The sequence below is a fragment of the Stenotrophomonas sp. genome (assembly GCF_059505245.1).
This window is the reverse complement of the sequence record NZ_JCACKF010000008.1, coordinates 155,933-179,017: the sequence shown is the minus strand read 5'-3', so window position 1 is coordinate 179,017 and position 23,085 is coordinate 155,933. Positions and strand designations below refer to the sequence as shown.

The 23,085-nt window shown below is 67.4% G+C and carries 20 protein-coding genes; 7 read left to right on the top strand and 13 right to left on the bottom strand.

From position 1 onward, the window contains the following. Window positions 1–131 precede the first annotated feature (131 nt). From rodA (AC5JLE_RS03055) to AC5JLE_RS03030, 6 genes are all read right to left on the bottom strand, one after another. Window positions 132–1,226 carry a rod shape-determining protein RodA gene (rodA, locus tag AC5JLE_RS03055; RefSeq protein ID WP_049406772.1) on the bottom strand — a complete coding sequence of 365 codons (1,095 nt, stop codon included), beginning with the start codon at window positions 1,224–1,226 and terminating at the stop codon, window positions 132–134. A gap of 123 nt (window positions 1,227–1,349) precedes the next feature. Then, window positions 1,350–2,462: a rod shape-determining protein RodA gene (gene rodA / locus AC5JLE_RS03050; protein WP_014648447.1), complete on the bottom strand. Its 1,113-nt coding sequence runs from the start codon at window positions 2,460–2,462 to the stop codon at window positions 1,350–1,352. Further along, window positions 2,459–4,534, bottom strand: a complete 2,076-nt coding sequence (gene mrdA, locus AC5JLE_RS03045; protein WP_164110165.1) for a penicillin-binding protein 2 — start codon at window positions 4,532–4,534, stop codon at window positions 2,459–2,461. Before mrdA ends, rodA (AC5JLE_RS03050) begins: the two co-directional genes overlap by 4 nt. Window positions 4,535–4,537: 3 nt before the next feature. Further along, window positions 4,538–5,023 carry a rod shape-determining protein MreD gene (mreD, locus tag AC5JLE_RS03040; RefSeq protein WP_005419400.1) on the bottom strand — a complete coding sequence of 162 codons (486 nt, stop codon included), beginning with the start codon at window positions 5,021–5,023 and terminating at the stop codon, window positions 4,538–4,540. Continuing rightward, window positions 5,020–6,237, bottom strand: a complete 1,218-nt coding sequence (mreC, locus tag AC5JLE_RS03035; RefSeq protein ID WP_069117847.1) for a rod shape-determining protein MreC — start codon at window positions 6,235–6,237, stop codon at window positions 5,020–5,022. The genes mreD and mreC overlap by 4 nt, the downstream gene beginning before the upstream one ends. Before the next feature lie 121 nt (window positions 6,238–6,358). Then, on the bottom strand, window positions 6,359–7,405 hold the full coding sequence (locus AC5JLE_RS03030) for a rod shape-determining protein (protein WP_005419402.1): 1,047 nt from the start codon (window positions 7,403–7,405) through the stop codon (window positions 6,359–6,361). 283 nt (window positions 7,406–7,688) lie between these two features. Here AC5JLE_RS03030 and AC5JLE_RS03025 point away from each other — a divergent pair, with 283 nt between their 5' ends. Next, window positions 7,689–8,627, top strand: coding sequence for a carbohydrate kinase family protein (locus AC5JLE_RS03025; protein WP_005411078.1), 939 nt, complete (start codon window positions 7,689–7,691; stop codon window positions 8,625–8,627). A 187-nt stretch (window positions 8,628–8,814) separates the two neighbouring features. On the opposite strand, the gene AC5JLE_RS03020 is transcribed toward AC5JLE_RS03025, so the two are convergent. The 4 genes from AC5JLE_RS03020 to ubiE form a co-directional block, all read right to left on the bottom strand. Then, window positions 8,815–9,435, bottom strand: coding sequence for an HAD family hydrolase (locus tag AC5JLE_RS03020; RefSeq protein ID WP_496065005.1), 621 nt, complete (start codon window positions 9,433–9,435; stop codon window positions 8,815–8,817). Next, window positions 9,435–10,166: a hypothetical protein gene (locus AC5JLE_RS03015; protein WP_008265071.1), complete on the bottom strand. Its 732-nt coding sequence runs from the start codon at window positions 10,164–10,166 to the stop codon at window positions 9,435–9,437. The genes AC5JLE_RS03020 and AC5JLE_RS03015 overlap by 1 nt, the downstream gene beginning before the upstream one ends. A 127-nt stretch (window positions 10,167–10,293) precedes the next feature. After that, a complete protein-coding gene (locus AC5JLE_RS03010; RefSeq protein WP_496065004.1) occupies window positions 10,294–12,222 on the bottom strand; it encodes a M1 family metallopeptidase in 1,929 nt (642 codons plus the stop codon). Window positions 12,223–12,521: 299 nt separating this feature from the next. Continuing rightward, the gene (ubiE, locus tag AC5JLE_RS03005) at window positions 12,522–13,283 is read right to left on the bottom strand and encodes a bifunctional demethylmenaquinone methyltransferase/2-methoxy-6-polyprenyl-1,4-benzoquinol methylase UbiE (RefSeq protein ID WP_005411082.1); all 762 of its coding nucleotides are present in this window, start codon (window positions 13,281–13,283) and stop codon (window positions 12,522–12,524) included. An 80-nt stretch (window positions 13,284–13,363) separates the two neighbouring features. Between ubiE and AC5JLE_RS03000 the strand changes: the two genes are divergently transcribed. The 4 genes from AC5JLE_RS03000 to AC5JLE_RS02985 all read left to right on the top strand — a co-directional run bounded on the left by AC5JLE_RS03000 (window position 13,364) and on the right by AC5JLE_RS02985 (window position 15,177). Continuing rightward, window positions 13,364–13,816, top strand: a complete 453-nt coding sequence (locus AC5JLE_RS03000; protein WP_005419409.1) for a nucleoside deaminase — start codon at window positions 13,364–13,366, stop codon at window positions 13,814–13,816. A gap of 199 nt (window positions 13,817–14,015) precedes the next feature. After that, a complete protein-coding gene (locus AC5JLE_RS02995) occupies window positions 14,016–14,276 on the top strand; it encodes a hypothetical protein (protein WP_014648454.1) in 261 nt (86 codons plus the stop codon). 75 nt (window positions 14,277–14,351) lie between these two features. Continuing rightward, window positions 14,352–14,687 carry a hypothetical protein gene (locus AC5JLE_RS02990; protein WP_005411085.1) on the top strand — a complete coding sequence of 112 codons (336 nt, stop codon included), beginning with the start codon at window positions 14,352–14,354 and terminating at the stop codon, window positions 14,685–14,687. A 67-nt stretch (window positions 14,688–14,754) separates the two neighbouring features. Beyond that, on the top strand, window positions 14,755–15,177 hold the full coding sequence (locus tag AC5JLE_RS02985) for a low affinity iron permease family protein (protein ID WP_032961193.1): 423 nt from the start codon (window positions 14,755–14,757) through the stop codon (window positions 15,175–15,177). 135 nt (window positions 15,178–15,312) lie between these two features. Here AC5JLE_RS02985 and smeF read toward each other — a convergent pair whose 3' ends face one another. The 3 genes from smeF to smeD all read right to left on the bottom strand — a co-directional run bounded on the left by smeF (window position 15,313) and on the right by smeD (window position 21,125). Beyond that, window positions 15,313–16,713 carry a multidrug efflux RND transporter outer membrane subunit SmeF gene (gene smeF, locus AC5JLE_RS02980; protein ID WP_141098919.1) on the bottom strand — a complete coding sequence of 467 codons (1,401 nt, stop codon included), beginning with the start codon at window positions 16,711–16,713 and terminating at the stop codon, window positions 15,313–15,315. A 92-nt stretch (window positions 16,714–16,805) separates the two neighbouring features. After that, window positions 16,806–19,928: a multidrug efflux RND transporter permease subunit SmeE gene (smeE, locus tag AC5JLE_RS02975; protein WP_164110169.1), complete on the bottom strand. Its 3,123-nt coding sequence runs from the start codon at window positions 19,926–19,928 to the stop codon at window positions 16,806–16,808. Window positions 19,929–19,940: 12 nt separating this feature from the next. After that, window positions 19,941–21,125: a multidrug efflux RND transporter periplasmic adaptor subunit SmeD gene (smeD, locus tag AC5JLE_RS02970; protein ID WP_164110171.1), complete on the bottom strand. Its 1,185-nt coding sequence runs from the start codon at window positions 21,123–21,125 to the stop codon at window positions 19,941–19,943. 224 nt (window positions 21,126–21,349) lie between these two features. Here smeD and smeT point away from each other — a divergent pair, with 224 nt between their 5' ends. Next, complete coding sequence (smeT, locus tag AC5JLE_RS02965) at window positions 21,350–22,009, top strand: efflux transporter SmeDEF transcriptional repressor SmeT (protein ID WP_032961200.1); 660 nt, start codon at window positions 21,350–21,352, stop codon at window positions 22,007–22,009. A 46-nt stretch (window positions 22,010–22,055) separates the two neighbouring features. Then, window positions 22,056–23,048, top strand: a complete 993-nt coding sequence (locus tag AC5JLE_RS02960) for a Gfo/Idh/MocA family protein (RefSeq protein WP_496065003.1) — start codon at window positions 22,056–22,058, stop codon at window positions 23,046–23,048. Window positions 23,049–23,085 lie beyond the last annotated feature (37 nt).

Here is a 23,085-nt window from a genome sequence, read left to right as displayed (position 1 = left end):
GGCTGCCAAGCCTCCAGGGACGGATTCACGGCGTCCCCCGCGTACCCAACCCGACCGGCCCACCCGCGGCTTCTGCTTTCCGCAGCCACCCAGACACCACCCACGAGGGGCTGCGCCGTTGGCTGGAAACCCTATCCCCCGTGCACGGGCCGGTGCCCGCGCACCGCCATCACCAGCCCGATACCCGCCAGCAGCGACACCGCCGAGGTACCGCCATAGCTGATCAACGGCATCGGAATGCCCACCACCGGCAGCAGGCCGGAAATCATTCCGCCGTTCACCAGCACGTAGACGAAGAACGCCAGCCCCAGGCTGCCGGCCAGCAACCGTGCATGCGTGTCGCGCGCGTGCACGGCAATCCACAGGCAACGCCCGACCACGAACAGGTACAGCGCGAACAGCGTCGCCACGCCGATCCAGCCGAACTCTTCGGCCAGCACCGAAAACGCGAAGTCGGTGGTGTATTCGGGGAGGAAATCCAGCGTGGCCTGGGTGCCCTGCCCCCAGCCGCGTCCCTGCCATCCCCCGGAGCCGATCGCGATGCGTGACTGCAGGATGTTCCAGCCGGTGCCCAGGGGGTCGGCCGCCGGGTCGAGGAAGGTCAACACACGATCCTTCTGGTACTGACGCAGCAGACCGAACCACGCCAGCGGCGCGGCCACTGCCAGCCCCGCCGCGCCGGTCGCCACCCAGCCCCAGTGCAGGCCCGCCAGCAACAACGCGAACACGCCGCTGGCGGTGACCAGCGTGGCGGTGCCGAGGTTGGGCTGCATCAGGATCAACACCGCCGGCGCGCCGATCAGCACCGCGGCGGTCAGTACCGTGCGCGGCGACGGCGGCAGCGGTTGCCGGTGCAGGTACCAGGCCATCATCAACGGCAGGCTGAGCTTGAGCAGCTCCGACGGTTGCAGGTAGAACACGCCGAGGTTGAGCCAGCGCTGCCCATATTTGCCGGTGCCGATCACATACACCGCCATCAGCGGCAGCATCGACAGCGCGTACAACGCTGGTGTCCACGCGCGCAGGCGCAGCAGCGAAACACGTGACAGCAGCCACATCGCCAGCAGTCCACCCGCAAAGCGCGCCGCCTGCCCGGCCACCGGCCCGGACACACTGTGCAGCACCGCCAGGCCCGCGCCCATCAGGATCAGCAATGCGACCAGCAACGGCAGATCGATCGTGCGCACTGCCTCACGGCAGCCGCCAAACAGTCGTTTCCATTCCACGCGCAGCACGCTAGCAACGGGCGCTTGCGTGAAGCTGTCAGGGTGCTTCTGATCTCCGTAGCCGGGCTGTGGGGTCAGCTCCCTTTTCCCTGTGGAAAAAGGGATCTGACCCCGACGCCGTACTCAGCCGTAGCCGCCGTGCACCGGGTTGTGACTGCGCACCGCCATCACCAATCCGAAGCCGGCCAGCAGTGACACCGCCGAGGTGCCGCCGTAGCTGATCAGCGGCATCGGCACGCCCACCACCGGCAGCAGGCCGGAAATCATCCCGCCGTTCACCAGCACATAGACGAAGAACGCCAGGCCGGTGGCGCCGGCCAGCAGGCGCGAATACGAATCGCGCGACTGGCTGGCGATCCACAGGCAGCGCCCGATCACCACCAGGTACAGCGCCAGCACGGTGGCCACGCCGATCCAGCCGAACTCCTCGCTCAGCACCGAGAACGCGAAGTCGGTGGTCTGTTCGGGAATGAAGTTCAGGTGCGACTGCGAGCCCTCGCCCCAGCCCTTGCCATCGAAGCCGCCGGAACCGATCGCGATCTTCGACTGGATGATGTTCCACCCGGCCCCCAGCGCATCCATCTCCGGGTCCAGGAACATCATGATGCGGTCCTTCTGGTACGGCCGCAGCAACCAGAACCAGGCCACCGGCGCGACCGCGGCCACGCCACCCACACCCAGGCCAACCCACCACCACGGCAGGCCGGCCAACAACAGCACGAACACGCCACTGGCGGCGATCAGCACACCAGTACCGAAGTCCGGCTGCAGCATCACCAGGCCAGTGGGCACGCCGATGATGACCAGGGCCACGAGCACGGTGTTGAAGCGCGGCGGCAGCGGCATCTTGTGCAGGTACCAGGCCACCATCATCGGCAGGCTGACCTTCAGCAGCTCGGCCGGCTGCAGGTAGAAGAACTTCAGGTCCAGCCACTGCCGGCCGTACTTGCCGGTGCCCAGCACGAACACCGCCAGCAACGGGATCATCGAGATCGCGTAGATCATCGGCGTAGCCGAGCGGATGCGCAGGATCGGCACCCGCGAGATGCCCCACAGCGCGGCCATGCCCACGGCGAAGCGCGCGCCCTGGGCCATCACCAGGCTGTCGCCACCGGCGCTCTTCAGGGTGGCCAGGCCGATCACCATCAGCGTCCCCAGGGCCAGGCACAGCACCCAGTCAAGCGTGCTGAAGAAGCGGCGCAGCATGTCGCCGGCCCAGCGCAGGAACACTCTCATCGTACGGGCTCCGCGACGGTCGGGCGTGGCGTGGCGGGCAACACGGCGGCGGCCGGCGTACCCGGCTGCGGTGCGGGTACAGGTTCCGGCGCCGGCACGCCGACCAGCACCGGATGTTCACCCAGCTGCGCCGCGGCGAGGTCGCCAGCCTGGCGCGCGCCGGCATCTTCGTTGTCGAACGCGGTGGCGCCGATGGCGGTGGTGCCGCGCTCGCTGTCCAGCGGCTGCATGCCCTCGGGCATCTTGCCCAGCAGGTAGGCATCGAACACCTTGCGGGCGATCGGCGCAGCAGCCGAACCACCATAGCCACCGCCTTCCACTGCCACCGCGATCGCGATCACCGGGTTTTCGACCGGCGCGAAGCCGACGAACAGCGCGCGGTGGCGCAGGTGCATCGGCAGGCTCTTCGGGTTCACCGCTGCGGTGCCCTTGCGGCTGATGACCTGCGCGGTACCGGTCTTGCCGGCCATCACGTACGGCGCACCGACCGCCACGCGCCAGCCGCTGCCGCCCGGCCGCATGGTCGCCATCATGCCCTCGCGCACCGCCTGCACGTTGTTGGGGTTGGGGCTGACCGGCTTGCTCTCGCCGGGCGGCGTCGCGGTCCAGTCGCTGTCGAAGCCGTCGCGCTGCTGGATCACCAGGTGCGGGGTGCGCAGCTGCCCGTCGGCCAGCGCGCTGACGCCGCGCGCCAACTGCAGCGGGGTGACCTTCCAGTCGCCCTGGCCGATGCTGATGTTGACCGTATCGCCGGGGTACCAGGCTTCCTTGCGGGTCTTCCGCTTGTAGGCCGGCGACGGCAGGATGCCGCCGATTTCGCCGGTGAGGTCGATACCGGTCGGCTGGCCGAAGCCGTAGTACTCCATGTAATGGTCGAAGCGCTCGATGCCCAGGTCCAGCGCCAGCTTGTAGTAGTAGGTGTTGACCGATTCGGCGATGGACTTGCGCAGGTCGGTCCAGCCATGGCCGCCACGGTGGGCGTCACCCCAGCCGCGCGAGGTGCCCGGCAGATAGAACATGCCGGTGGACAGCACCTTGTCTTCCGGGCGTCGAACGCCCGAATCCAGGCCGGCCAGGCCGATCAGCGGCTTCAACGTGGAACCGGGGGCGACGCCACCGAGCACCAGGCGGTTGAACTGCGGCCGCGACGGGTTTTCGTTCAGCGCCTTGAAGTCGGCATGCGAGATGCCGTTGACGAACAGGTTGGGGTCGTAGGACGGCAGGCTGACCATCGCCAGCACTTCGCCGGTGCGCGGGTCCATCGCCACTGCCGAGCCCTCCTGGTCGCCGAAGGCGGCCACCATGGCGCGCTGCAGGTCGGCGTCGATCGACAGCCGCAGGTCGGCGCCGGACTGCGCGGCGACGCGGCCGATGGTGCGGATCGCGCGCCCCTGCACGTTGGTCTCGACCTGCTCGTAGCCGACCTTGCCGCGCAGCTGCTGCTCGTAGTAACGCTCCAGGCCGGACTTGCCGATGTGGGTCAGCGCGGCATTGCCTTCGCCGAGGATCTCCAGATCCTTGTCATCAACGCGGCCGACGTAGCCGATGATGTGCGCGAACAGATCGCCGTAGGGGTAGCGGCGGGTCAGGTAGGGCTCCAGCTCGACGCCGGGGAAGCGCCAGCGGTCGACCGCGAAGCGCGCCATCTCCTCGTCGCTCATGCGCAGCTTCAGCGTGACCGGCAGGAACTTGCGGCGCGCCTTGCGCGACTTGTTGAACGCTTCCAGCTCTTCTGGGCTGATGTTGATGATCTTCGCCAGCCCTTCCAGGGTGGCGTCCATGTCCTTGACCTTGTCCGGGGTCACGTCCAGGCGGAAGGCCGGCACGTTCTCGGCCAGCAGGCGGCCATTGCGGTCGTAGATCATGCCGCGCCCGGGCACCACCGGCCGCGGCTTGATGCGGTTGGCTTCCGAGCGCGTGGCATAGACGTCGTGGTCCAGCACCTGCAGCTTGAAGTACCAGCCGCCCAGGCCCAGCAGGCAGACCAGCACGCCCAGGAAGCCCAGCGCCGCGCGGCGGCGGAACTGTTCGGCTTCGGCGTGCGGGTTCTTGACCTGGCGGCGCGGGATCATGGCTCAGCGCCCGCGCTTGCCGAAGCGCACCGCGTCCAGCAGCACGAACACCAGCGGCCACAGGCCCATGCCCAGCAGCGGTGCCCACCAGTACGACCACGGCAGGGTCGGCTCATCCACCACGATGTGGACCAGCGCGCTGACGATGCGGTCGTTGAACAGCAGGCCGCCGATGGCCAGCATCTGCTGGGACATCGGGAAGAAGCGGATGCGGGCGCGGAAGCGCTGCAGGATGAAGGCCAGCATCACCAGCCGCAGCGCCTGTTCGCCCAGCACGCCGCCGTACAGCAGGTCGGCAACCACGCCGCTGGCGAAGGCGATGCCCAGGCCGACGCGCTCGGGGGCTTCGATGACCCAGTACGCCAGCACCAGCGCCAGCCAGTACGGGCGCAGCGGCTGCAGCAGCGCCGGCAACGGCAGCAGGCCCAGCAGCAGCGCCACCACCAGGCTGGCCGGCAGCACCCACGGGTTGTCGCGCAGGCGGCTCATCGCTGGGCCTCCGGCGTGGTCGGTTGCCGGCCAGCGGCCGGCACTACCGTGGACCCGCCTGGGGTGGAGCCCCCCTCTTGTTGAGGGGGGCGCGCCAACGGCGCGGGGGTAAGGGAGGATGCGCGGGCCGGTTGCGCCGAAGGTGCAGTCGGCTGAGGGGGGCGCGCCGAAGGCGCGGGGGTAAGGGAGGATGCGGGGGCAACAGTCCTCGTTTGCGACGAGGGCTGTTGCCGGCCAGCGGCCGGCACTACCGGGGAGCTGGCCGGAGCCGGCGTCGTTGCCGCTGGCGCGGCTCCCGCAGGCACGCTGGCGCCGGTGGCCGGCCCCCCCGGGGCGGTTTCTTCCAGCTGCAGGCGCAGTTCCGGCGGAATGCGGATCGCCGCGCCCGGGCGCAGCAGCAGCACGTCGCGGCCGCGGTCGAGCTGGGCCGCCGGCTTCAGTTCGCCGACCAGGAAGGCGTGGGTGTCGTCCGGGCGCAGGCCGGTGATGGTGCCGACCGGGAAGCCGGCCGGGAAACGCCCGCCGAGGCCGGAGGTAACGATCTCATCGCCCACTTCCACGCCCGCGCTGAGCGGAATGTCGCGCAGCTCCAGCGTATCGCCGCGGCCGTAGACGATCAGGCGCACGCCGTTGCGGGCCACGGTAACGGGCACCGCGTGGTCGGGGTCGGTCAGCAGCAGCACGGTGGAAGTGCCGCCGGTGACACTGATCACCTGCCCCATCAAGCCGCCGGCATCGATCACCGCCTGGCCGACGTGCACGCCTTCGCGGGTGCCGGCGTCGAGCACCAGGCGCTGCTTCACCGGGTCCAGGTCGATGTCCAGGATCGGCGCCAGCTGCACGTCCAGGCCGCTGCGCTCGGCCACGTTCAGCAGTTCGCGCAGCTGGGCATTGTCCAGCGCGGCGGTCTGCAGGCGGGTCAGGCGCGCGTTGGCCAGCAGCAGCTGGTTGCGCAGTTCGCGATTCTCGGTCACCAGCTGGGTATGGCTGGCGGCGGAATCCTTGACCTGGTTGCCGAGCTTGCCGGGCAGGCCGGCCAGCGCCCACACCGGCTGCACCAGGCTGTTGGCCTGCTCGCGCAGGCGCGCCAGCCAGCCGGCCTGGTCATCGAGCACGATCAGGGTGATGGCCAACGCGAGATAGGCCAGCAACCGCAGGGGGCTGGCGGCATCACCGGATCGGGAGGCAACGGGAGGACCGGCGTAGGGCGGCACGGCAACGATTCAACTGGCAGAAGGCGAAAGGGAAACACGCGGGCGCCCCGCCGGTGCCGGCCCGCCATCACGGCGGGCCGCACCCCGGAAGGGCGCGGCGGGCAGGAACGGCCGGGACGGCTTATTCCGGCGCAAAGAACTCGTTGCCGTGCATGTCCACCAGCTCCAGCGCACGGCCGCCACCGCGGGCCACGCAGGTCAGCGGATCGTCGGCCACCTGCACGTGCAGGCCGGTTTCCTCGGAGATCAGGCGGTCCAGGTCGCGCAGCAGGGCGCCACCACCGGTCAGCACGATGCCGCGCTCGGCGACGTCGGCGCACAGTTCCGGCGGGGTCTGCTCCAGCGCCAGCTTGACCGCGCTGACGATGCCCGACAGCGGCTCGTGCAGGGCCTCGAGCACCTCGTTGGAGCTGATCTTGATCATCTTCGGCACGCCCTCGGCGAGGTTGCGGCCGGAGATTTCCATCTCGATCACTTCCGCCTGCGGGTAGGCGCAGCCCAGCTCGACCTTGATGCGCTCGGCGGTGGCTTCACCGATCAGCATGCCGTGGTTGCGGCGCACGTAGTTGGTGATCGACTCGTCGAAGCGGTCGCCGCCGATGCGGACCGAGGCCGAATAGACGATGCCGTTGAGCGAGATCACCGCCACTTCGGTGGTGCCGCCGCCGATGTCGATGACCATCGAGCCACGGGCCTCGGTGACCGGCATGCCGGCGCCGATCGCGGCCGCCATCGGTTCTTCGATTAGGAACACGTCACGGGCACCGGCTTCCTCGGCCGATTCCTTGATCGCGCGGCGCTCGACCTGGGTCGAGCCGGCCGGCACGCAGACCAGCACGCGCGGGCTCGGGCGCAGCACGCGCGATTTGTGCACCTTCTTGATGAAGTGCTTGAGCATCGCCTCGGTGTAGGTGAAGTCGGCGATGACGCCGTCCTTCATCGGGCGGATGGTGGTGATGTGACCCGGGGTACGGCCCAGCATCTGCTTGGCTTCGGCGCCCACGGCTGCCACCGAGCGGGTGCCACCGATGGCACGGTCCTGGCGCACGGCCACGACCGACGGCTCGTTCAGCACGATCCCCTGCCCGCGCACGTAGATGAGGGTGTTGGCCGTGCCCAGGTCGATGGACAGGTCGTTGGAGAACATGCCACGGAGTTTCTTGAACATCTGAGGAAGGAGTCCTGAGGGGTGTCGTGCCCGCCGCGGGATGGCGAAAAAATGGGCAGAAATCGAGGCCGACAAGCCTAGCAACCCGCCTGCCGCCGAGCAAGGAAAAAACTAGCTGAACCCGCGTCTTCACAGGCTTTCGGCCTGATCGGGCATCACCCGGTTCTGGCCCTGAGCGGCACCAGCGGGTAACCTTTGCGCCGTCGGGCGCCCAAGGGCGCCGTTTGCTTGCCCGCTGAACCGGGCTGGCCCACCCCAAAATTCACCGCATAGGCTTACATCGATGTCCGCTCTGATCTGTGGTTCTCTTGCCTTCGACACCATCATGGTGTTTCCGGACCAGTTCAAGAATCACATCCTGCCGGACAAGGTGCACATCCTGAACGTGTCCTTCCTGGTGCCGCGCATGCGCCGCGAGTTCGGCGGCTGCGCCGGCAACATCGCCTACAACCTGCACCTGCTGGGCGGCCAGCCGATCCCGATGGGCACCGTGGGTTCGGACTTCGGCCCGTACCGCGAGTATTTCGAAGGCCTGGGCATCGACCTGTCGCGCGTGCGCGTGATCGATGAGCTGTTCACCCCGCAGGCGTTCATCACCACCGACCACGACAACAACCAGATCACCGCCTTCCACCCGGGCGCGATGATGCGTTCCTACGAGAACCATGTGCGCGGCGTGCCGGGCGTGACCCTGGGCCTGGTCGGCCCGGACGGCCGCGAAGGCATGATCCAGAACGCGCAGGAATTCCACGAGGACGGCATCCCGTTCATCTTCGACCCGGGCCAGGCCATGCCGCTGTTCAACGGCCCGGAACTGCGCGCCTTCATCGACCAGGCCGACTACGTGGTGGTCAACGACTACGAGTCGAACCTGCTGCAGGAGCGCACCGGGTGGGACGAAAAGGAGATCGTCAGCCGGGTCAAGGCCTACATCACCACCCGCGGCCCGAAGGGCGCGGTCATCCACACCCCGGAAAAGAGCTACGACATCCCGCCGGCGCACGAGCGCCGCGTGGTCGACCCGACCGGCTGTGGCGACGCCTTCCGCGCCGGCCTGATCTACGGCATCCAGAAGGGCTACGACTGGCTGACCATCGGCCGCATGGGCAACCTGATGGGCGCACTGAAGGTCGAGCACCCGGGCACGCAGAACCAGCGCTTCACCTTCGACGAGTTCAACGAGCAGTTCAAGCAGCAGTTCGGTTACGCGCTGGGCGCGTAAGCCGCACTGCCCGCGCATCGCTCGGTGGGTGTCGACCTGGGTCGACACTGCCGGCCGACGGCCGGCACTACCGGAACTTCCGACCGACACGTTGCCTGCTCTCTGTAGAGCCGAGCCCATGCTCGGCTTGCGCGCGCCTGCGCGATCTGACCGCAGAGCAGCCGAGCGTGGGCTCGGCTCTACACGGTCATGCGGCCTGCCAGGCCGCCAACAGCGCGCGGCAATCGGCGAAATGCCAGTCGGCACGGCCGGGCCACGGGTTTTCCGGCAGGTTGACCAGCACGGTATGGGCGCCCGCGGCGCGGCCGCACTCCAGGTCGTAGGCGTGGTCGCCGACCATCACCGCCTCCCTCGCTGCAATGCCCCAGCGCCGCAGGTGCTGCTGCAGGCCATCCGGCGAGGGCTTGGGCACCGCTTCATCACGGCCGACGATGTCGGCATCATCGAACAGTTCCCCGACCCCGATCGCGTCCAGCGTCAGCTTCGCCAGCGCATGATCGTTGCGGGTCAGGATGCCCAGCCGGCAACCGTCGGCTGCCAGCGCACGCAGCAGCGTCACCGCACCCGGCGCCGGCAGCGCCTCCTCGGCCAGCACACGTTCGTGATCCAGCAGCCACTCACGCTTGGCCTGCGCCGGCGCATCCGGCAACGCTGCGATATGGTCCAGGATGTCCTCCTCGGCCGCGATCTGCAGCGCACGGCGGATCGCGGCGAAATCATGCACGGCGACGGTCAGCGTGCCATCGATGTCGAAGACCCAGTGCCGGATCGCGGACAACGCGTGCACTGCGCTGCCCGTCGCGATCATCACTGCCACCACTGCGGCATGCGACTGGCGTCGACACCGCCGGTCTCGAACACGGCCGTACGCGTGCCGCCAGCCTTGACCGGGAACTCGATGCTGATCGACTTGCCCTTGCGCGCCAGCTTCCACAACGCCTTCTGGTCGGTGATGAACAGGGCGATGGCTTCATCGGTCTTCGGGCGCCAGGCCGCCATCGACACCGGCTTGCCATCGTCCACGGTCACCTTCACCGTGCACTGCGGGCAGCGGAAATCGCCGGCCTGCAGCACCAGGTAAGCGTGCCGCTTCCACTCCGGGTGATCGCGGAACACCAGCTGCACCGGCTTGGCGCCGCTGCCATCCACGTCCACCCGTTCCTTGCTGTAGATCTGCGCCGAAACCTGGTTGCCCTTGTTGCCCACCGGGATCTGGTTGTACTGCCACAGCGCCTGCATGCGGCGCAGGTCGCGCGCGGCATCGCCCTTGGCCTTGACCTCGTCGAAGCCCGCGGCGATGCGCTCGGCGGCGGCGGTGTCCTTGTACTGGTCCAGCAGCGAGGCGCCATGCAGGCGCGCGCGTTCCCAGTCCTGCGCGGCCACGGCCATGTCGTACTGCTTGGCTACGTCCTCGGCCTTGGCTTCCTTCTGCGCCTGCACGGCGGCCGCGGCGGCTTCCTGCGCCTTGCGCTCTTCCTCGGGGTTGCTGCAGGCGGCCAGGGCCAGGGTGCAGGCGGTGAGCAGGATCAGTCGTTTCATGGCGGAGGTCCTATGCGAGTGCATCCCGATTCTATCGGCAGCGAAAAGCGGATACAGCAACGGCGGGTTTCCCCGCCGTAGCTGGTGAAGCAGTGACCGGTTGCCGGCCAGCGGCCGGCACCACCGGTTACTTGGCTTCAGCCTTGGCCAGCATGTCCTGGACCGAGGCCGTGGTGATCGGGTGGTAGCCCGGCTTGGCCTTTTCAAAGGCCTGCTTGGCCAGCTCCAGCCCCTTCGGGGTCTTCACCAGTTCGGCGTAGATCGGCAGGATCAGCTTGCGACGGCCGACGCGCTCGATGAACGCGGCAGCACCTTCATTGGCCTGCTCGTAGCCGCTGCGGATCGCCAGCGGGTACCAGCGCATGGCGATCTCGCCATTCGGGGTGCCGGTGAAGTGGAACGCCTTGTCCAGCGTGGCCAGCTTGTCCAGCGGCTGGGTCGCACCCAGGCCGTCGATGAAGCGCACCCATTCCTGCGTGCTCCAGTCGGCGATGACCTGGCTGCTCGGCACGGTGCCGGCGCTGGCGAAGGCAATGCGCGCGGTATCGACGCTGCTGAAGTTGCGCGACTGCGCCTTGGCCGCGAACGCCGGAATGCCCGGCTCGTCCAGCCACGCCTTCAGTTCGGCCTCGGTCACGGCCGACGGATTCTTCGGCAGCAGGTTCTTCTTCATGTACGCGACGAACTGGTCGGTGTTCGCGCTCTGGAAGGCATGGTCATCGAACCAGCCGCGCAGGAACGGATCGAAGGTCTCGCGGCCGAAGCGCTGCTCCAGGAATTCCAGGAACCACGAACCCTTGACGTAGGCGACCTGGCTGAGGGCTTCGTCGGGGTCACGCTCATTCAGCGGCGGCAGCGCCAGCGCCTGGTCGGCCGGGCTCATGTCCTTCACTTCGGCCAGCAGGTCGGTCTGGTCGATCTGCTTCTCCATCTCGGCCATCTCCTTGCCGTACAGGGCTTCGGTGATGCGGCCCTGGACGTAGGTGGTGAAGCCTTCATTGAGCCAGATGTCCTTCCAGCTGGCGTTGGTCACCAGGTTGCCCGACCAGCTGTGCGCCAGTTCATGGGCGACCAGCGAGACCAGCGACTTGTCACCGACGATCACGGTCGGGGTGGCGAAGGTCAGGCGCGGATTCTCCATGCCGCCGAACGGGAACGACGGCGGCAGCACCAGCATGTCGTAGCGACCCCAGCGGTATTCGCCGTAGAGCTTCTCGGCGGCACCGATCATCTTCTCGGTGTCTTCGAATTCCTTGGCCGCCTTGTTGACCATGGTCGGCTCGGCCCAGACGCCGGAGCGGCCGGAGATCGGCTCGAACACCAGGTCGCCGGCGGCGATGGCCAGCAGGTAGGACGGAATCGGCTGCGGCATCTTGAAGGTGTAGTCACCGTCACGCGCGGCCTTCGGATCGTTGTCGGCGCTCATCAGCACCATCACGTCCGGGCGCGAGACCACGTGCGCGCTGTAGGTGAAACGCACGCTCGGGGTGTCCTGCAGCGGCACCCAGGAGCGGGCGTGGATGGCCTGCGACTGGCTGAACATGAAGGGCAGCTTCTTGCCTTCGGTCATCGACGGCGCCAGCCACTGCAGGCCCGAGGCGGTCGGTGCGGTGTGGTAGCTCACTTCCACCTTGGCCGGCTGTTCCGGGGTCTCGATGGTCAGCTTGCTGCCGAACACCTTGTCGACCGGGGCCAGCGCGAACTGCAGCGGGCTGCGCGCGCCATCGGCACCGACGGCCTCGACCTTGGACACGGTCAGCTCGCGGGTGTCGAGCACCAGCTGCCTGGCGTCCTTCTGCTTCCATTCCAGGGTGTAGGTGGCGGTGCCGCCGATCTGCTTCTGGTCGAAGTCCAGCTTCAGATCCAGCGCGATGTCCTTGATGACGACCTTGTCCGGCTCGGCATACGAGCTTTCGTCGTGGCTGCGGTTCTCGGCGTTCACGGGGGCGGCGGGGGCCTTTGCGGCAGTCGGGGCGGCGGCGGGCGCGGCCGCCTCCTGGGAGCAGCCGGCGGCCAGGGCCACGGCCAGCGGAAGGAGCATCAGCGGATTACGCATGAATCGGGACCGTTACGGGGATCAAACCCCAATGGTACCTCCCTCCGGACGCGCAGGCGTTGCGCGGTGCGGGGTAATGCAGGCCGGGGCCGTTCCTGCGCCTCCGGCGCATGCCAACCAAGGTTGGCATCTACCGGTAGGTGCCAACCTTGGTTGGCATCTACAGGCAGGTGCCCACCTTGGTTGGCACGGATCCATCAACGCACGCGGCAGGCCCGTGCCGACCAAGGTCGGCACCTACCAGAGCGGATGACCGCAGCGGGCGAGTACCAACCAAGTTGGACCCACCAGAGCAGGGCTTACAGCTTGTAGCCGGAGTGGATCGAGACGATGCCGCCGGTCAGGTTCTTGTAGTGGCAGCGCTCGAAGCCGGCCTGCCCCATCATCGCCTTCAGTTCGTCCTGCGGCGGGTGCTTGCGGATGCTCTCGGCCAGGTACTGGTAGCTGTCCGAATCGTTGGCGAACAGCTTGCCCAGCTTGGGCAGGATCTTGAACGAGTGGAAGTCGTAGATCGGCTTGAACCAGTCCGCCGTCACTTCGGAGAATTCCAGCACGCGGGCCTGACCGCCCACCTTCAGCACGCGGTACATCTCGCGCAGGCCGGCGTCCTTGTCGGTCACGTTGCGCAGGCCGAAGGCAATGGTGACCAGATCGAAGCTGTTGTCCGGGAACGGCAGGGCTTCGGCGTTGCACTGCACGTAGTCCAGGCCCAGCACCAGGCCGCGGTTGGTCAGGCGGTCACGGCCGACCGACAGCATGCCGGCGTTGATGTCGCCCAGCACCACCGAACCCTCGGCGCCGACGCGCTCCTTCAGCAGGGCGGCGATGTCGCCGGTGCCGCCGGCCAGGTCCAGCACGCGGTCGCCCGGCTTCACCTGCGCGGTCGCCACGTAGTAGCGCTTCCACGCCCGGTGCACGCCCAGGCTCATCAGGTCGTTCATCAGGTCGTAGTTGCGCGCGACCGAGGTGAACACCTGGCCGACCAGCTTCTGCTTGTCCTTGGCGGCAACGTCGCGGAACCCGAAATGGGTGGTACCGGCTTTGTAGGGGGATTCGCTCATGCCCCCGATTATCGCACCGCCAGGGGCCAGCGGCACCCCCTGCCCGTATCATGGCGGGCCACGACTTACCGGAGCCCCACATGATCACCACGCCCGACTACCAGGCCCTGCTGCAGACCGCCATCGCCGAAGCCCGCCAAGGCCTGGCCGAGGGCGGGGTGCCGATCGGCGCGGCGCTGTACCACAACGACGGGCGCCTGCTCGGCTGCGGCCACAACCGCCGCGTGCAGGAAGGTGACCCGTCGGTGCATGGCGAGACCGACGCCTTCCGCAAGGCCGGCCGCCAGCGTCGCTACCAGGACACCATCATGGTCACCACCCTGGCCCCGTGCTGGTACTGCTCGGGACTGGTGCGCCAGTTCAACATCGGCACCGTGGTGGTGGGCGAATCGCGCACCTTCCAGGGCGGCATCGACTGGCTGCGCGAAAACGGCGTCAACGTGATCGACCTGGACAACCAGGAATGCGTGGACCTGCTGGGCGATTTCATCAGCCGTCATCCCGACATCTGGAACGAGGACATCGGCGAATGAGCCACGCGCGCTCGTCTCTGCAACACATTTAATGAACGCTTCAGCGCCGGTGCGCCCTTGTGCCGGCGGCCTTTGCGGGCATCGGCGTGACCGCGCGCACAGTCAGCCAGGCCACGCGCACACATTGCGGTAACACCCCACGCGGCTGACACGCCTACGGTGGGGTCACCGGGGCACCCTTTCCCCGGCGGAGCCAGCCATGTGCGCGCACGCCGTACGCCCTACGACAGACCCGATCCTCGATCCGATCCGCGAACGCTTGCAGCAGCAATATGCGCTGCACCGGCGCGGCGCGCCGTTCTGGACTGCCTATCAGCACATGCAACTGGAGCTGGTCCGCCGCCACCCGCTCGACCACGAACGCCTGTGCAATGCGATGGCCACTCTGGCCGAAGACCTCGGTGCGGTCGAACATGCGCAGTTGATCGGCCATGCCAACGCAGGCTCCACATCCCGCTGACGCGGCATGCACCGCCATATACGCCACACTCGGATGAACCCCCACTCCCTTTCCACTCAACCGAACTGGATTGTCATGCACGCTGAAGTCCCCACCATTCCTCCGGTCATCAACGTTGACGCCGAGCTTGACCACTGGCGCCGCCAACATGCCGAAGGCGCACTGCCGCACAACTCGTTCGGCTCGTACGTGCCGTGGATCAAGTTCGCCTGTGATTCGCTGATCACCCAGCCGCGCGCCAGCGAGGCCGAACGTGACGAGATGTTCCAGACCCAATACGCCCTGCAGATCATGCCGCGGCTGAGCGAAGCCCAGGCCCGTGAGTTCGTCGACCGTTGCTGGCAGCACGTCTACCAGAGCAGCCCGGTGCGCAGCCTGCAGGCGCCACGACTGCAGCGCATGCGCGCCTGACCGCCGCTGCACAACCCCTGCACGGGCCACTGCCGATCATCCTCGTCACCTGAGTGGGACGACGACGATGAAAGCACGCAACCTGTTCAATACGATCGCCAAGAAGGCCGCGGCCGCCACCGGCTCGCCGTGGACCTTCCTGGCTGCAGTAGCGATCGTGGTGATCTGGGGCATCAGTGGCCCGGTGTTCGGTTTCAACGACACCTGGCAGCTGGTGATCAACACCGGCACCACCATCATCACCTTCCTGATGGTGTTCCTGATCCAGCACACGCAGAACGCGGATACTGCCGCGATGCAGATCAAGCTGGACGAGCTGATCCGGGCGACGGCCGAAGCCAACAACGAACTGTTGGATCTGGAAGAACTGGACGAAGCGCGCCTGGAAGAGATCCGCGCCGAGTACGAGCAGATGGCGCGCGAAGCCGGCGATGCGCTGGCGCGCGTTCGCGCCTGCCATGCGGCGCGGCGCGACGATGAAGCGGTGTAGCAGGCCCCCGAATGACAATGCCGGCCAACGGCCGGCACTACCCTCGATCTCCAGGTAGGTGCCAACCTTGGTTGGCACAGGGCCAGCCGCCTGCGCTGACGCATCCGTGCCAACCAAGGTTGGCAGAAGCACTGCTTACCCGCGCTCGTGCCAGCCGCCGCCCAGCACCTTGTACAGGGTGATGCGGTTGGCCTGCTGCGCCAACTGCGCCTGCAGCTGGGTCTGCTGCGCGTTGTAGGCGGTACGCCGCGCGTCAAGCAGGGTGACAAAGCTGTCCAGCCCCGCGTCGTAGCGTGCCTGCGACAGGCGATTGGCCTGTTCGGCCGCTTCCACCAGGCGCTGCTGTGAACTCACCTGCTCATCCAGGCTGACATTCAACGCCAGCGCATCGGCCGTTTCGCGGAATCCCACCTGGATCGACTTCTCGTACTGCGCCAGTGCGATATCACGATCCGCGTTGGCGATGGCCAGGTTGGCGCGCAGCCTGCCGCCCTGGAAGATCGGCAGGGTGATCTTCGGCAGGAAGCTCCACACACGGGTGCCGCTGTCGAACAGGTTGGACAGTTCGCTGGAGCCGCTGCCGATGCTGCCGGTCAGCGAGATGCTCGGGAAGAACGCTGCGCGTGCCGCACCGATGTTGGCATTGGCGGCCAGCAGCTGGTGCTCGGCGGCCATGATGTCCGGGCGCTGCAGCAGCACGTCGCTGGGCAGGCCGGCCGGCGGCGGGGCCAGCGCCAGCAGCTGCGGTTCGATGCTGTCCGGCAGCAGTGCCGGATCGAGCTGGCCACCGGCCAGCAGCGCCAGTGCGTTGCGGTCCTGGGCCAGCTGGCCGCGCAGGCGCGCGGCATCGGTGCGTGCGGTCTCGACCAGGGTACGGGTCTGGGTCAGCTCCAGCGCCGAACTGCCGCCGCGTTCGTGGCGGGCCTCGGCCAGGCGCAGCGAATCCTCGTAGGTCTTCAGCGTGGCATCGGCGATCTTCAGCCGCTGCGCATCAGCCCCATAGGTCAGCCACGCGGTGGCGGTCTCGGCCACCAGGCTCAGCTGCGCGTTGCGGCGGTTGGCAGCCACGGCGAAGTACTGCTGCAGCGCCGCCTCGCTGAGGTTGCGCACGCGACCGAACAGGTCCAGCTCGAACTCGGCCACACCCACACCCGCGCTGAACTGCTCGGTGACACCGGCATCGGTACCACGGCGGTCCATCTGGCCGGTCACGGCCACGCCGGGCACGCGATCGGCGCGCTGCACGCGGTACTGGCCACGCGCGCGCTCGACATTGAGCACGGCCACGCGCAGGTCGCGGTTGTTCTGCAGCGACTGCTCGATCACCTGCTGCAGGCGCGCATCGGTGAAGAAATCGCGCCAGCCGACGGCGGCGACATCGGCCACCTCGCCCTGCGCGGCCTCGGCCGGCCACTGCGCAGGAATCGCCGGAGCGACGGCGGTGTTCTTCGGCGCCAGGGTGGAGCAGCCGGCCAGCGCGAGCGTGGCGGCAATGGAGAGGAACAGGGATGCACTTTTCATGGGGATCACTTCCATCGGTACTGCCGGATGGCAGGAGGCAGTGCCGGCCAGCGGCCGGCACTACCGTTTCGATAACGCCAGCCTGAGGCCGGCATGACCGTTTCAGGTCACGTCGTGGATCTGCGCTTGAACACGCGCTGCACCACCACGAAGAACAGCGGCACGAAGAACACGCCGAGCACGGTGCCGACGATCATGCCGCCGAGCACGCCGGTGCCGATCGCCTGCTTGGCGCCGGAGCCGGCACCGGTGGAGATCGCCAGCGGTACCACGCCCATGCCGAAGGCCAGCGAGGTCATCACGATCGGGCGCAGGCGGTCGCGCACGGCGTGCATGATCGACTCGATCAGGCTGGCGCCCTTTTCCAGGTTTTCCTTGGCGAACTCGACGATCAGGATCGCGTTCTTGCTGGTCAGGCCCACCGTGGTCAGCATCGCCACCTGGAAGTAGATGTCGCGCTCCAGGCCCTTGAAGGTGTTGGCCAGCACTGCGCCGAGGATACCCAGCGGGGCCGCCAGCAGCACCGCGGTCGGTACGCTCCAGCTTTCATACATCGCGGCCAGGCACAGGAACACGATCATCAGCGACAGCGTGTACAGCAGCGGCGTCTGCGAGCCGGCCTGGCGTTCCTGGTAGGACATCGCCGTCCATTCGATGCCGAAACCCGCCGGCAGCTGCTTGGCCAGCTGTTCGATCTCGGCCATGGCATCACCGGAGGCGACACCCGGGGCCGGTTCGCCCTGGATTTCCATTGCCGACACACCGTTGTAGCGTTCCAGGCGCGGCGAACCGTAATCCCAGTGCTTGGTAGCGAAGGCGCTGAACGGCACCATCTGACCCTTGTCGTTCTTCACGGACCAGAGATCGAAGTCCTCCGGCACCATGCGGAACGCCTGGTCGGCCTGCACGAACACACGCTTGACGCGACCACGATCGACGAAGTCATCGATGTACGAGCTGCCCCACGCCGCGGCCAGCGTGCCGTTGATCTGATCGATCGACAGCCCCAGCGAGGTCGCCTTGGCCGCGTCGATGTCGATGCGGAACTGCGGCGTATCTTCCTGGCCGTTCGGGCGTACGTTGGCCAGCTTCTTGCTGCCTGCGGCCAGGCCGAGCAGCTGGTTGCGCGCGGCCACCAGTGCCTCGTGGCCCTGGCCGCTGTTGTCCTTCAGGAAGAAGGTGTAGCCCGAGGCGGTCCCCAGCTCCGGAATGGCCGGCGGCGGGAAGGCGAAGATGAAGGCATCCTTGATCTGACCCAGGGCCGCCATCGCACGGCCGGTGATCGGCATCACGCCATTGTCGGCGTCACGCTCGCTCCAGTCCTTCAGCTTGACGAACGCCATGCCCGCGTTCTGGCCCATGCCGGCGAAGCTGAAGCCCTGCACGGAGAACACCGAGTCCACCGCATCCTTCTCGTTCTGCAGGAAATGGTTTTCCAGTGCCGCGATCGATTCCAGCGTGCGTTCCTGGGTGGCACCGACCGGCGCCTGCACCAGCGCCATCAGCACGCCCTGGTCTTCATTGGGCAGGAACGAGCTGGGCAGGCGCACGAACAGCACGCCCATCAGCACGAACAGCGCCGCCACGATGCCCATGAAGCGCCACGGACGGTGGATGATGCCGCGCACGCCGCGCTGGTAGCTTTCGCTGGTACGGTCGAAGCCACGGTTGAAGCCATTGAAGAAGCGACCGGCCAGGCCACGGTGGGCGACGTGGTGCTCACCCTTCTTCAGCGGCTTGAGCATGGTCGCGCACAGTGCCGGGGTCAGCACGATCGCCACCAGCACCGACAACGCCATCGCAGAGACAATCGTGGCCGAGAACTGCCGATAGATCACGCCGGTGGAGCCGCTCATGAAGGCCATCGGCACGAACACCGCCGACAGCACCAGGCCGATACCCACCAGCGCACCGGTGATCTGGCCCATCGACTTGCGGGTCGCTTCGAGCGGCGACAGCCCTTCCTCGGACATGATGCGCTCGACGTTCTCCACCACCACGATGGCATCGTCCACCAGCAGGCCGATCGCCAGCACCATCGCGAACATGGTCAGCATGTTCACCGAGAAGCCCAGCATCGCCAGCACGCCGAAGGTACCCAGCAGCACCACCGGCACGGCGATGGTCGGGATCAGGGTGGCGCGGAAGTTCTGCAGGAACAGGTACATCACCACGAACACCAGCACGATCGCTTCGATCAGGGTCTGCACCACGCCCTTGATCGACACGCGCACGAACGGGGTGGTGTCGTACGGGATCTCGGCCTTCAGGCCGGCCGGGAAGAAGCCCTTCATGTCTTCCAGCGCGGCATCCACACCGGCCGCGGTATCCAGCGCGTTGGCGCCGGTGGCCAGGGTGACCGCCAGGCCACTGGCCGGCTGGCCGTTGTAGCGGGTGACGAAGTCGTAGGACTCGGCACCCAGCTCGACGCGGGCGACATCACCCAGGCGCAGCTCGGCACCGTCCTGCGCACCGCGCACGATGATGTTTCGGAACTGTTCCGGGGTCTGCAGGCGCGACTGCGCGTTGATGGTGGCGTTGAGCTGCTGGCCCTTCACCGACGGCGCACCGCCGAGCTGGCCGATCGCCACCTGGGCGTTCTGCGCCTTGATCGCGGCGGTCACTTCCGGCACCGACAGGCCATAGGTATGCAGCTTGTTCGGGTCCAGCCAGATGCGCATGGCGTACTTGCCACCGAACACCTGGATGTTGCCCACGCCCGGCACGCGGCTCAGGCGGTCGACGACATTGGAACCGACGTAGTCGGCGATGTCGTTGGCGTCCATGCTGCCGTTCTCGGACACGAACGCGATGACGTTCAGGAAGCCCGAGCTGGACTTGGCCACGTTGATGCCCTGCCGCTGCACTTCCTGCGGCAGCAGCGGCATGGCCAGCTGCAGCTTGTTCTGCACCTGCACCTGGGCGATATCCGGGTTGGTGCCGCTCTCGAAGGTCAGGGTGATGGTGGCCTGGCCGTTGGACGAGCTGTTGGAGGAGAAGTAGATCAGGCCATCAAGGCCCTTCATGTTCTGCTCGATGATCTGCGTCACCGAGTCCTCGACCACCTTGGCCGATGCACCCGGGTAGGTGGCACTGATTTCCACCGCCGGCGGTGCGACGTTGGGGTACATCGAGACCGGCAGCTTGAACAGGGCCAGGCCGCCGGCGAGCATGATGATGATGGCGATCACCCACGCAAAGATGGGTCGATCGATGAAAAAGCGTGCCATGGGGTTCTCCGCTTACTTCGCGTCGCCGGCCGGGGCGGCAGGCTGGGCGGCTGCCGCCGGCTTGGCCGGTGCGTCGCCCTTCTCGGTGGCCTTGACAGGCATGCCGGGGCCGATCTTCTGCAGGCCTTCGACGATGACCTTGTCACCGGCCTTCAGGCCGTCCTCGACCAGCCACTTGTCGCCGACCGTGCGGCTGACCTTGACCGGGCGCACTTCGGCCTTGTTGTCCTTGCCGACCACCATCGCGGTGGTGTCGCCCTTCGGATCGCGCGCGATGCCCTGCATCGGCACCAGCACCGCGTCGCTGCGCACGCCGCCGCCGATCACCGCACGCACGTACATGCCCGGCATCAGCAGGCCGTCCGGGTTGTCCACCTTCACGCGCAGGCCGAAGCTGCCGGTGGTCGGATCAACGCTGACTTCGGAGAACTCCAGCGTGCCCTTGTGCTCGAAGGTGCTGCCGTCTTCCATCAGGATGCTGACCGGCAGGGTCTGGTTGTCCTGCAGGCGGCCGGCGGCCAGTTCGCGGCGCAGCTGCAGCAGCTCGGCCGAGGACTGGGTCAGGTCGACATAGATCGGGTCCAGCTGCTGCACGGTGGCCAGTGCGTTGGCCTGGCCGGCGCTGACCAGCGCACCCTGGGTGACGCTGGACTTGCCGATGCGGCCGCTGATCGGCGCGGTGATGCGGGCGTAGCCCAGGGTGACGTTGGCCGCATCCAGCGAGGCCTTGGCGGCACCGACGTCGGCCTCGGCCTGCTTCTGCGCGGCGACGGCGTTCTCCAGGTCCTGCTGGCTGACCGCATCGACCTTGGCCAGCTCGGTAATGCGCTTGGCACTCAGGCGCGCGGCATTGGCGGTGGCTTCGGCGCGGGCCAGCTGGGCGCGGGCGTTGTTGGCCTGGGCCCGGTAGCTGGCATCGTCGAGCTGGTACAGCGGCTCGCCGGCCTTGACCATGCCGCCCTCGGTAAACAGGCGCTTGGCCACGATGCCATTGACCTGCGGGCGCACTTCGGCGACCAGGAAGGCATTGGTACGGCCCGGCAGTTCGCGGGTCAGGCCCACGGTCTCGGACTTCAGCGTGACCACGGTGACGTCACCCGGGCCCTGCTCGGGGGCCTGGGGTTGGCCGCCGCAGGCAGCCACGGTCGCGGCGATTGCCAGCGACAGTGCAAAGGGTCGGATTCGGCTCAGCAACATGACGGAAAGGCTCTTGGAGGAAGGAATCTCAGAGGGAGCTGATATCGATGGACGTTCCCCTTCCGGTGAAAGCCCGCAGATCGCGCCCACCCGGGTGGAGTGGGCGCCGGACCGGCCTGCCACGCACACGACGGGAATGATGGGTGCGAAATATACATACATGATTGTTTGTTTGTAAACCGGTACAATTCAGCCACGTTTCACCCGCACTCGTACCCACACCCATGGCCCGCAAGACCAAAGAGGACACCCAGGCAACCCGGGAAGGCATCCTTGACGCCGCCGAAGCCTGCTTCCATGAACACGGCGTGGCCCGTACCACGCTGGAGATGATCGGTGCCCGCGCCGGCTACACCCGTGGCGCGGTCTACTGGCACTTCAAGAACAAGAGCGAGGTGCTGGCCGCGATCGTCGAGCGCGTGCACCTGCCCTTCATGCAGGAACTGGAGCGCACCTCCACCGACCAGCGCGACACCCCGGTGCACGACCTGCGCGCGGTGATGATCCACTCGTTCATCGAGCTGTCCGAGGACGAGCGCCTGCGCAAGACCATGGAGATCATGCTGCGCAGCGATGCGTCGGCGGACACCAGGGTGCTGACCGAAATGCAGCAGGCCGGATTCCGCGATGCGCTGGACCGGATGGAGCGTGCCCTGCGCCGCGCCCGCGATCTGGGCCAGCTGCGCGAAGGCGCCGACCCGAAAATCGCCGCGCGCATGCTGCACGCCACCGTGCTGGGCGTGCTGCACGGCGCGATGGTCGAACCGGAACTGATGGACCTCAAGCGCGACGGCATGCTCGCGCTGGACATGACCCTGGCCGCCTACGTGAAGGATGGCGTGTTCGTTCCCGGCACCGTCCCCGAGCCGCTGCCCGAGGCGTGAACGAGGCTGCTCCCATCACTGCGGCACCCCCTGCAAGGGCAGATCGATGATCCTGGACAACGTGACGTGGGGCTTCATCGGGTGTGGCAGCGTCACCGAGAAGAAGAGCGGGCCAGCCCTGGCCAACACGCCGGGCTCACGGGTAGTGGCGGTCATGCGCCGCAATGCCGCATTGGCCGAAGACTATGCACGCCGCCACGCGATTCCGCGCTGGTACGCGGACGCCGATGCACTCATCGCCGATCCGGAGGTGAACGCGGTCTACGTTGCAACACCGCCCTCCACGCACATGCACTACGCATTGCAGGCGATTGCTGCGGGCAAGCCGGTCTACATCGAAAAGCCGATGGCCATGGACCACGACGAGTGCCAGCGCATCATCGCGGCCAGCGCCCGCAGCGGCGTGCCCGTGTTCGTGGCCTACTACCGCCGTGCCCTGCCCCGCTTCGCACAGGTGAAGCAGCTGCTGGACGACAGCGCGATCGGCACAGTGCGCGCCGTGCGCGCCACCCTGCACCGGCCGCATTCAGTGGATGCCGCATCGCCTGACTTCTGGCGGACCAACCCCGCGATCGCCGGCGGCGGGCTGTTCGTCGACCTGGGCTCGCATACCCTGGACCTGCTCGACCATCTGCTGGGGCCGCTGAGCGATGTGCGTGGCCTGGCCAGCTCGTTGACCGGCGCCTACGCCGCCGAGGACAGCGTCTCGATGTGCTTCCGCACCGGGACGGGGACACACGGCATCGCGCAATGGAGCTTCTGCGCGTTCCGCCGCCAGGATCAGATCGAGATCACCGGCGACCGTGGGCAGCTGCGCTTTGCCACCTTCGAGGACGTTCCGGTGGAGCTGGAAACCGAAGCGGGCGTGCAGGCCTTCGACATCCGGAACCCGTCGTCGATCCAGCAGCCGTTGATCGCCTCCCTCGTCGAAGAACTGCGCGGCAACGGGCACTCGCCCTCGAACGGCATCAGCGCCGCCCGCACCAGTGCAGTGATCGACCAGGTGCTGCGGGACTACCGCACCCGGCAATCGCACTGACCGCACAGGAAAAAGGCCACCTTGCGGCGGCCTTTTC

Bases quoted from the DNA above. Each gene is read 5' to 3' on its own strand.
- smeT (WP_032961200.1), top strand. From the start codon at position 21,350: ATGGCCCGCAAGACCAAAGAGGACACCCAGGCAACCCGGGAAGGCATC.
- AC5JLE_RS03030 (WP_005419402.1), bottom strand. From the start codon at position 7,405: ATGTTCAAGAAACTCCGTGGCATGTTCTCCAACGACCTGTCCATCGAC.
- AC5JLE_RS03015 (WP_008265071.1), bottom strand. From the start codon at position 10,166: ATGAAACGACTGATCCTGCTCACCGCCTGCACCCTGGCCCTGGCCGCC.
- AC5JLE_RS02960 (WP_496065003.1), top strand. From the start codon at position 22,056: ATGATCCTGGACAACGTGACGTGGGGCTTCATCGGGTGTGGCAGCGTC.
- AC5JLE_RS02990 (WP_005411085.1), top strand. From the start codon at position 14,352: ATGCACGCTGAAGTCCCCACCATTCCTCCGGTCATCAACGTTGACGCC.
- mreD (WP_005419400.1), bottom strand. From the start codon at position 5,023: ATGAGCCGCCTGCGCGACAACCCGTGGGTGCTGCCGGCCAGCCTGGTG.
- AC5JLE_RS03000 (WP_005419409.1), top strand. From the start codon at position 13,364: ATGATCACCACGCCCGACTACCAGGCCCTGCTGCAGACCGCCATCGCC.
- AC5JLE_RS02985 (WP_032961193.1), top strand. From the start codon at position 14,755: ATGAAAGCACGCAACCTGTTCAATACGATCGCCAAGAAGGCCGCGGCC.
- smeE (WP_164110169.1), bottom strand. From the start codon at position 19,928: ATGGCACGCTTTTTCATCGATCGACCCATCTTTGCGTGGGTGATCGCC.
- ubiE (WP_005411082.1), bottom strand. From the start codon at position 13,283: ATGAGCGAATCCCCCTACAAAGCCGGTACCACCCATTTCGGGTTCCGC.
- AC5JLE_RS02995 (WP_014648454.1), top strand. From the start codon at position 14,016: ATGTGCGCGCACGCCGTACGCCCTACGACAGACCCGATCCTCGATCCG.
- smeD (WP_164110171.1), bottom strand. From the start codon at position 21,125: ATGTTGCTGAGCCGAATCCGACCCTTTGCACTGTCGCTGGCAATCGCC.
- rodA (WP_014648447.1), bottom strand. From the start codon at position 2,462: ATGAGAGTGTTCCTGCGCTGGGCCGGCGACATGCTGCGCCGCTTCTTC.
- AC5JLE_RS03020 (WP_496065005.1), bottom strand. From the start codon at position 9,435: ATGATCGCGACGGGCAGCGCAGTGCACGCGTTGTCCGCGATCCGGCAC.
- AC5JLE_RS03025 (WP_005411078.1), top strand. From the start codon at position 7,689: ATGTCCGCTCTGATCTGTGGTTCTCTTGCCTTCGACACCATCATGGTG.
- smeF (WP_141098919.1), bottom strand. From the start codon at position 16,713: ATGGAAGTGATCCCCATGAAAAGTGCATCCCTGTTCCTCTCCATTGCC.
- AC5JLE_RS03010 (WP_496065004.1), bottom strand. From the start codon at position 12,222: ATGCGTAATCCGCTGATGCTCCTTCCGCTGGCCGTGGCCCTGGCCGCC.
- mrdA (WP_164110165.1), bottom strand. From the start codon at position 4,534: ATGATCCCGCGCCGCCAGGTCAAGAACCCGCACGCCGAAGCCGAACAG.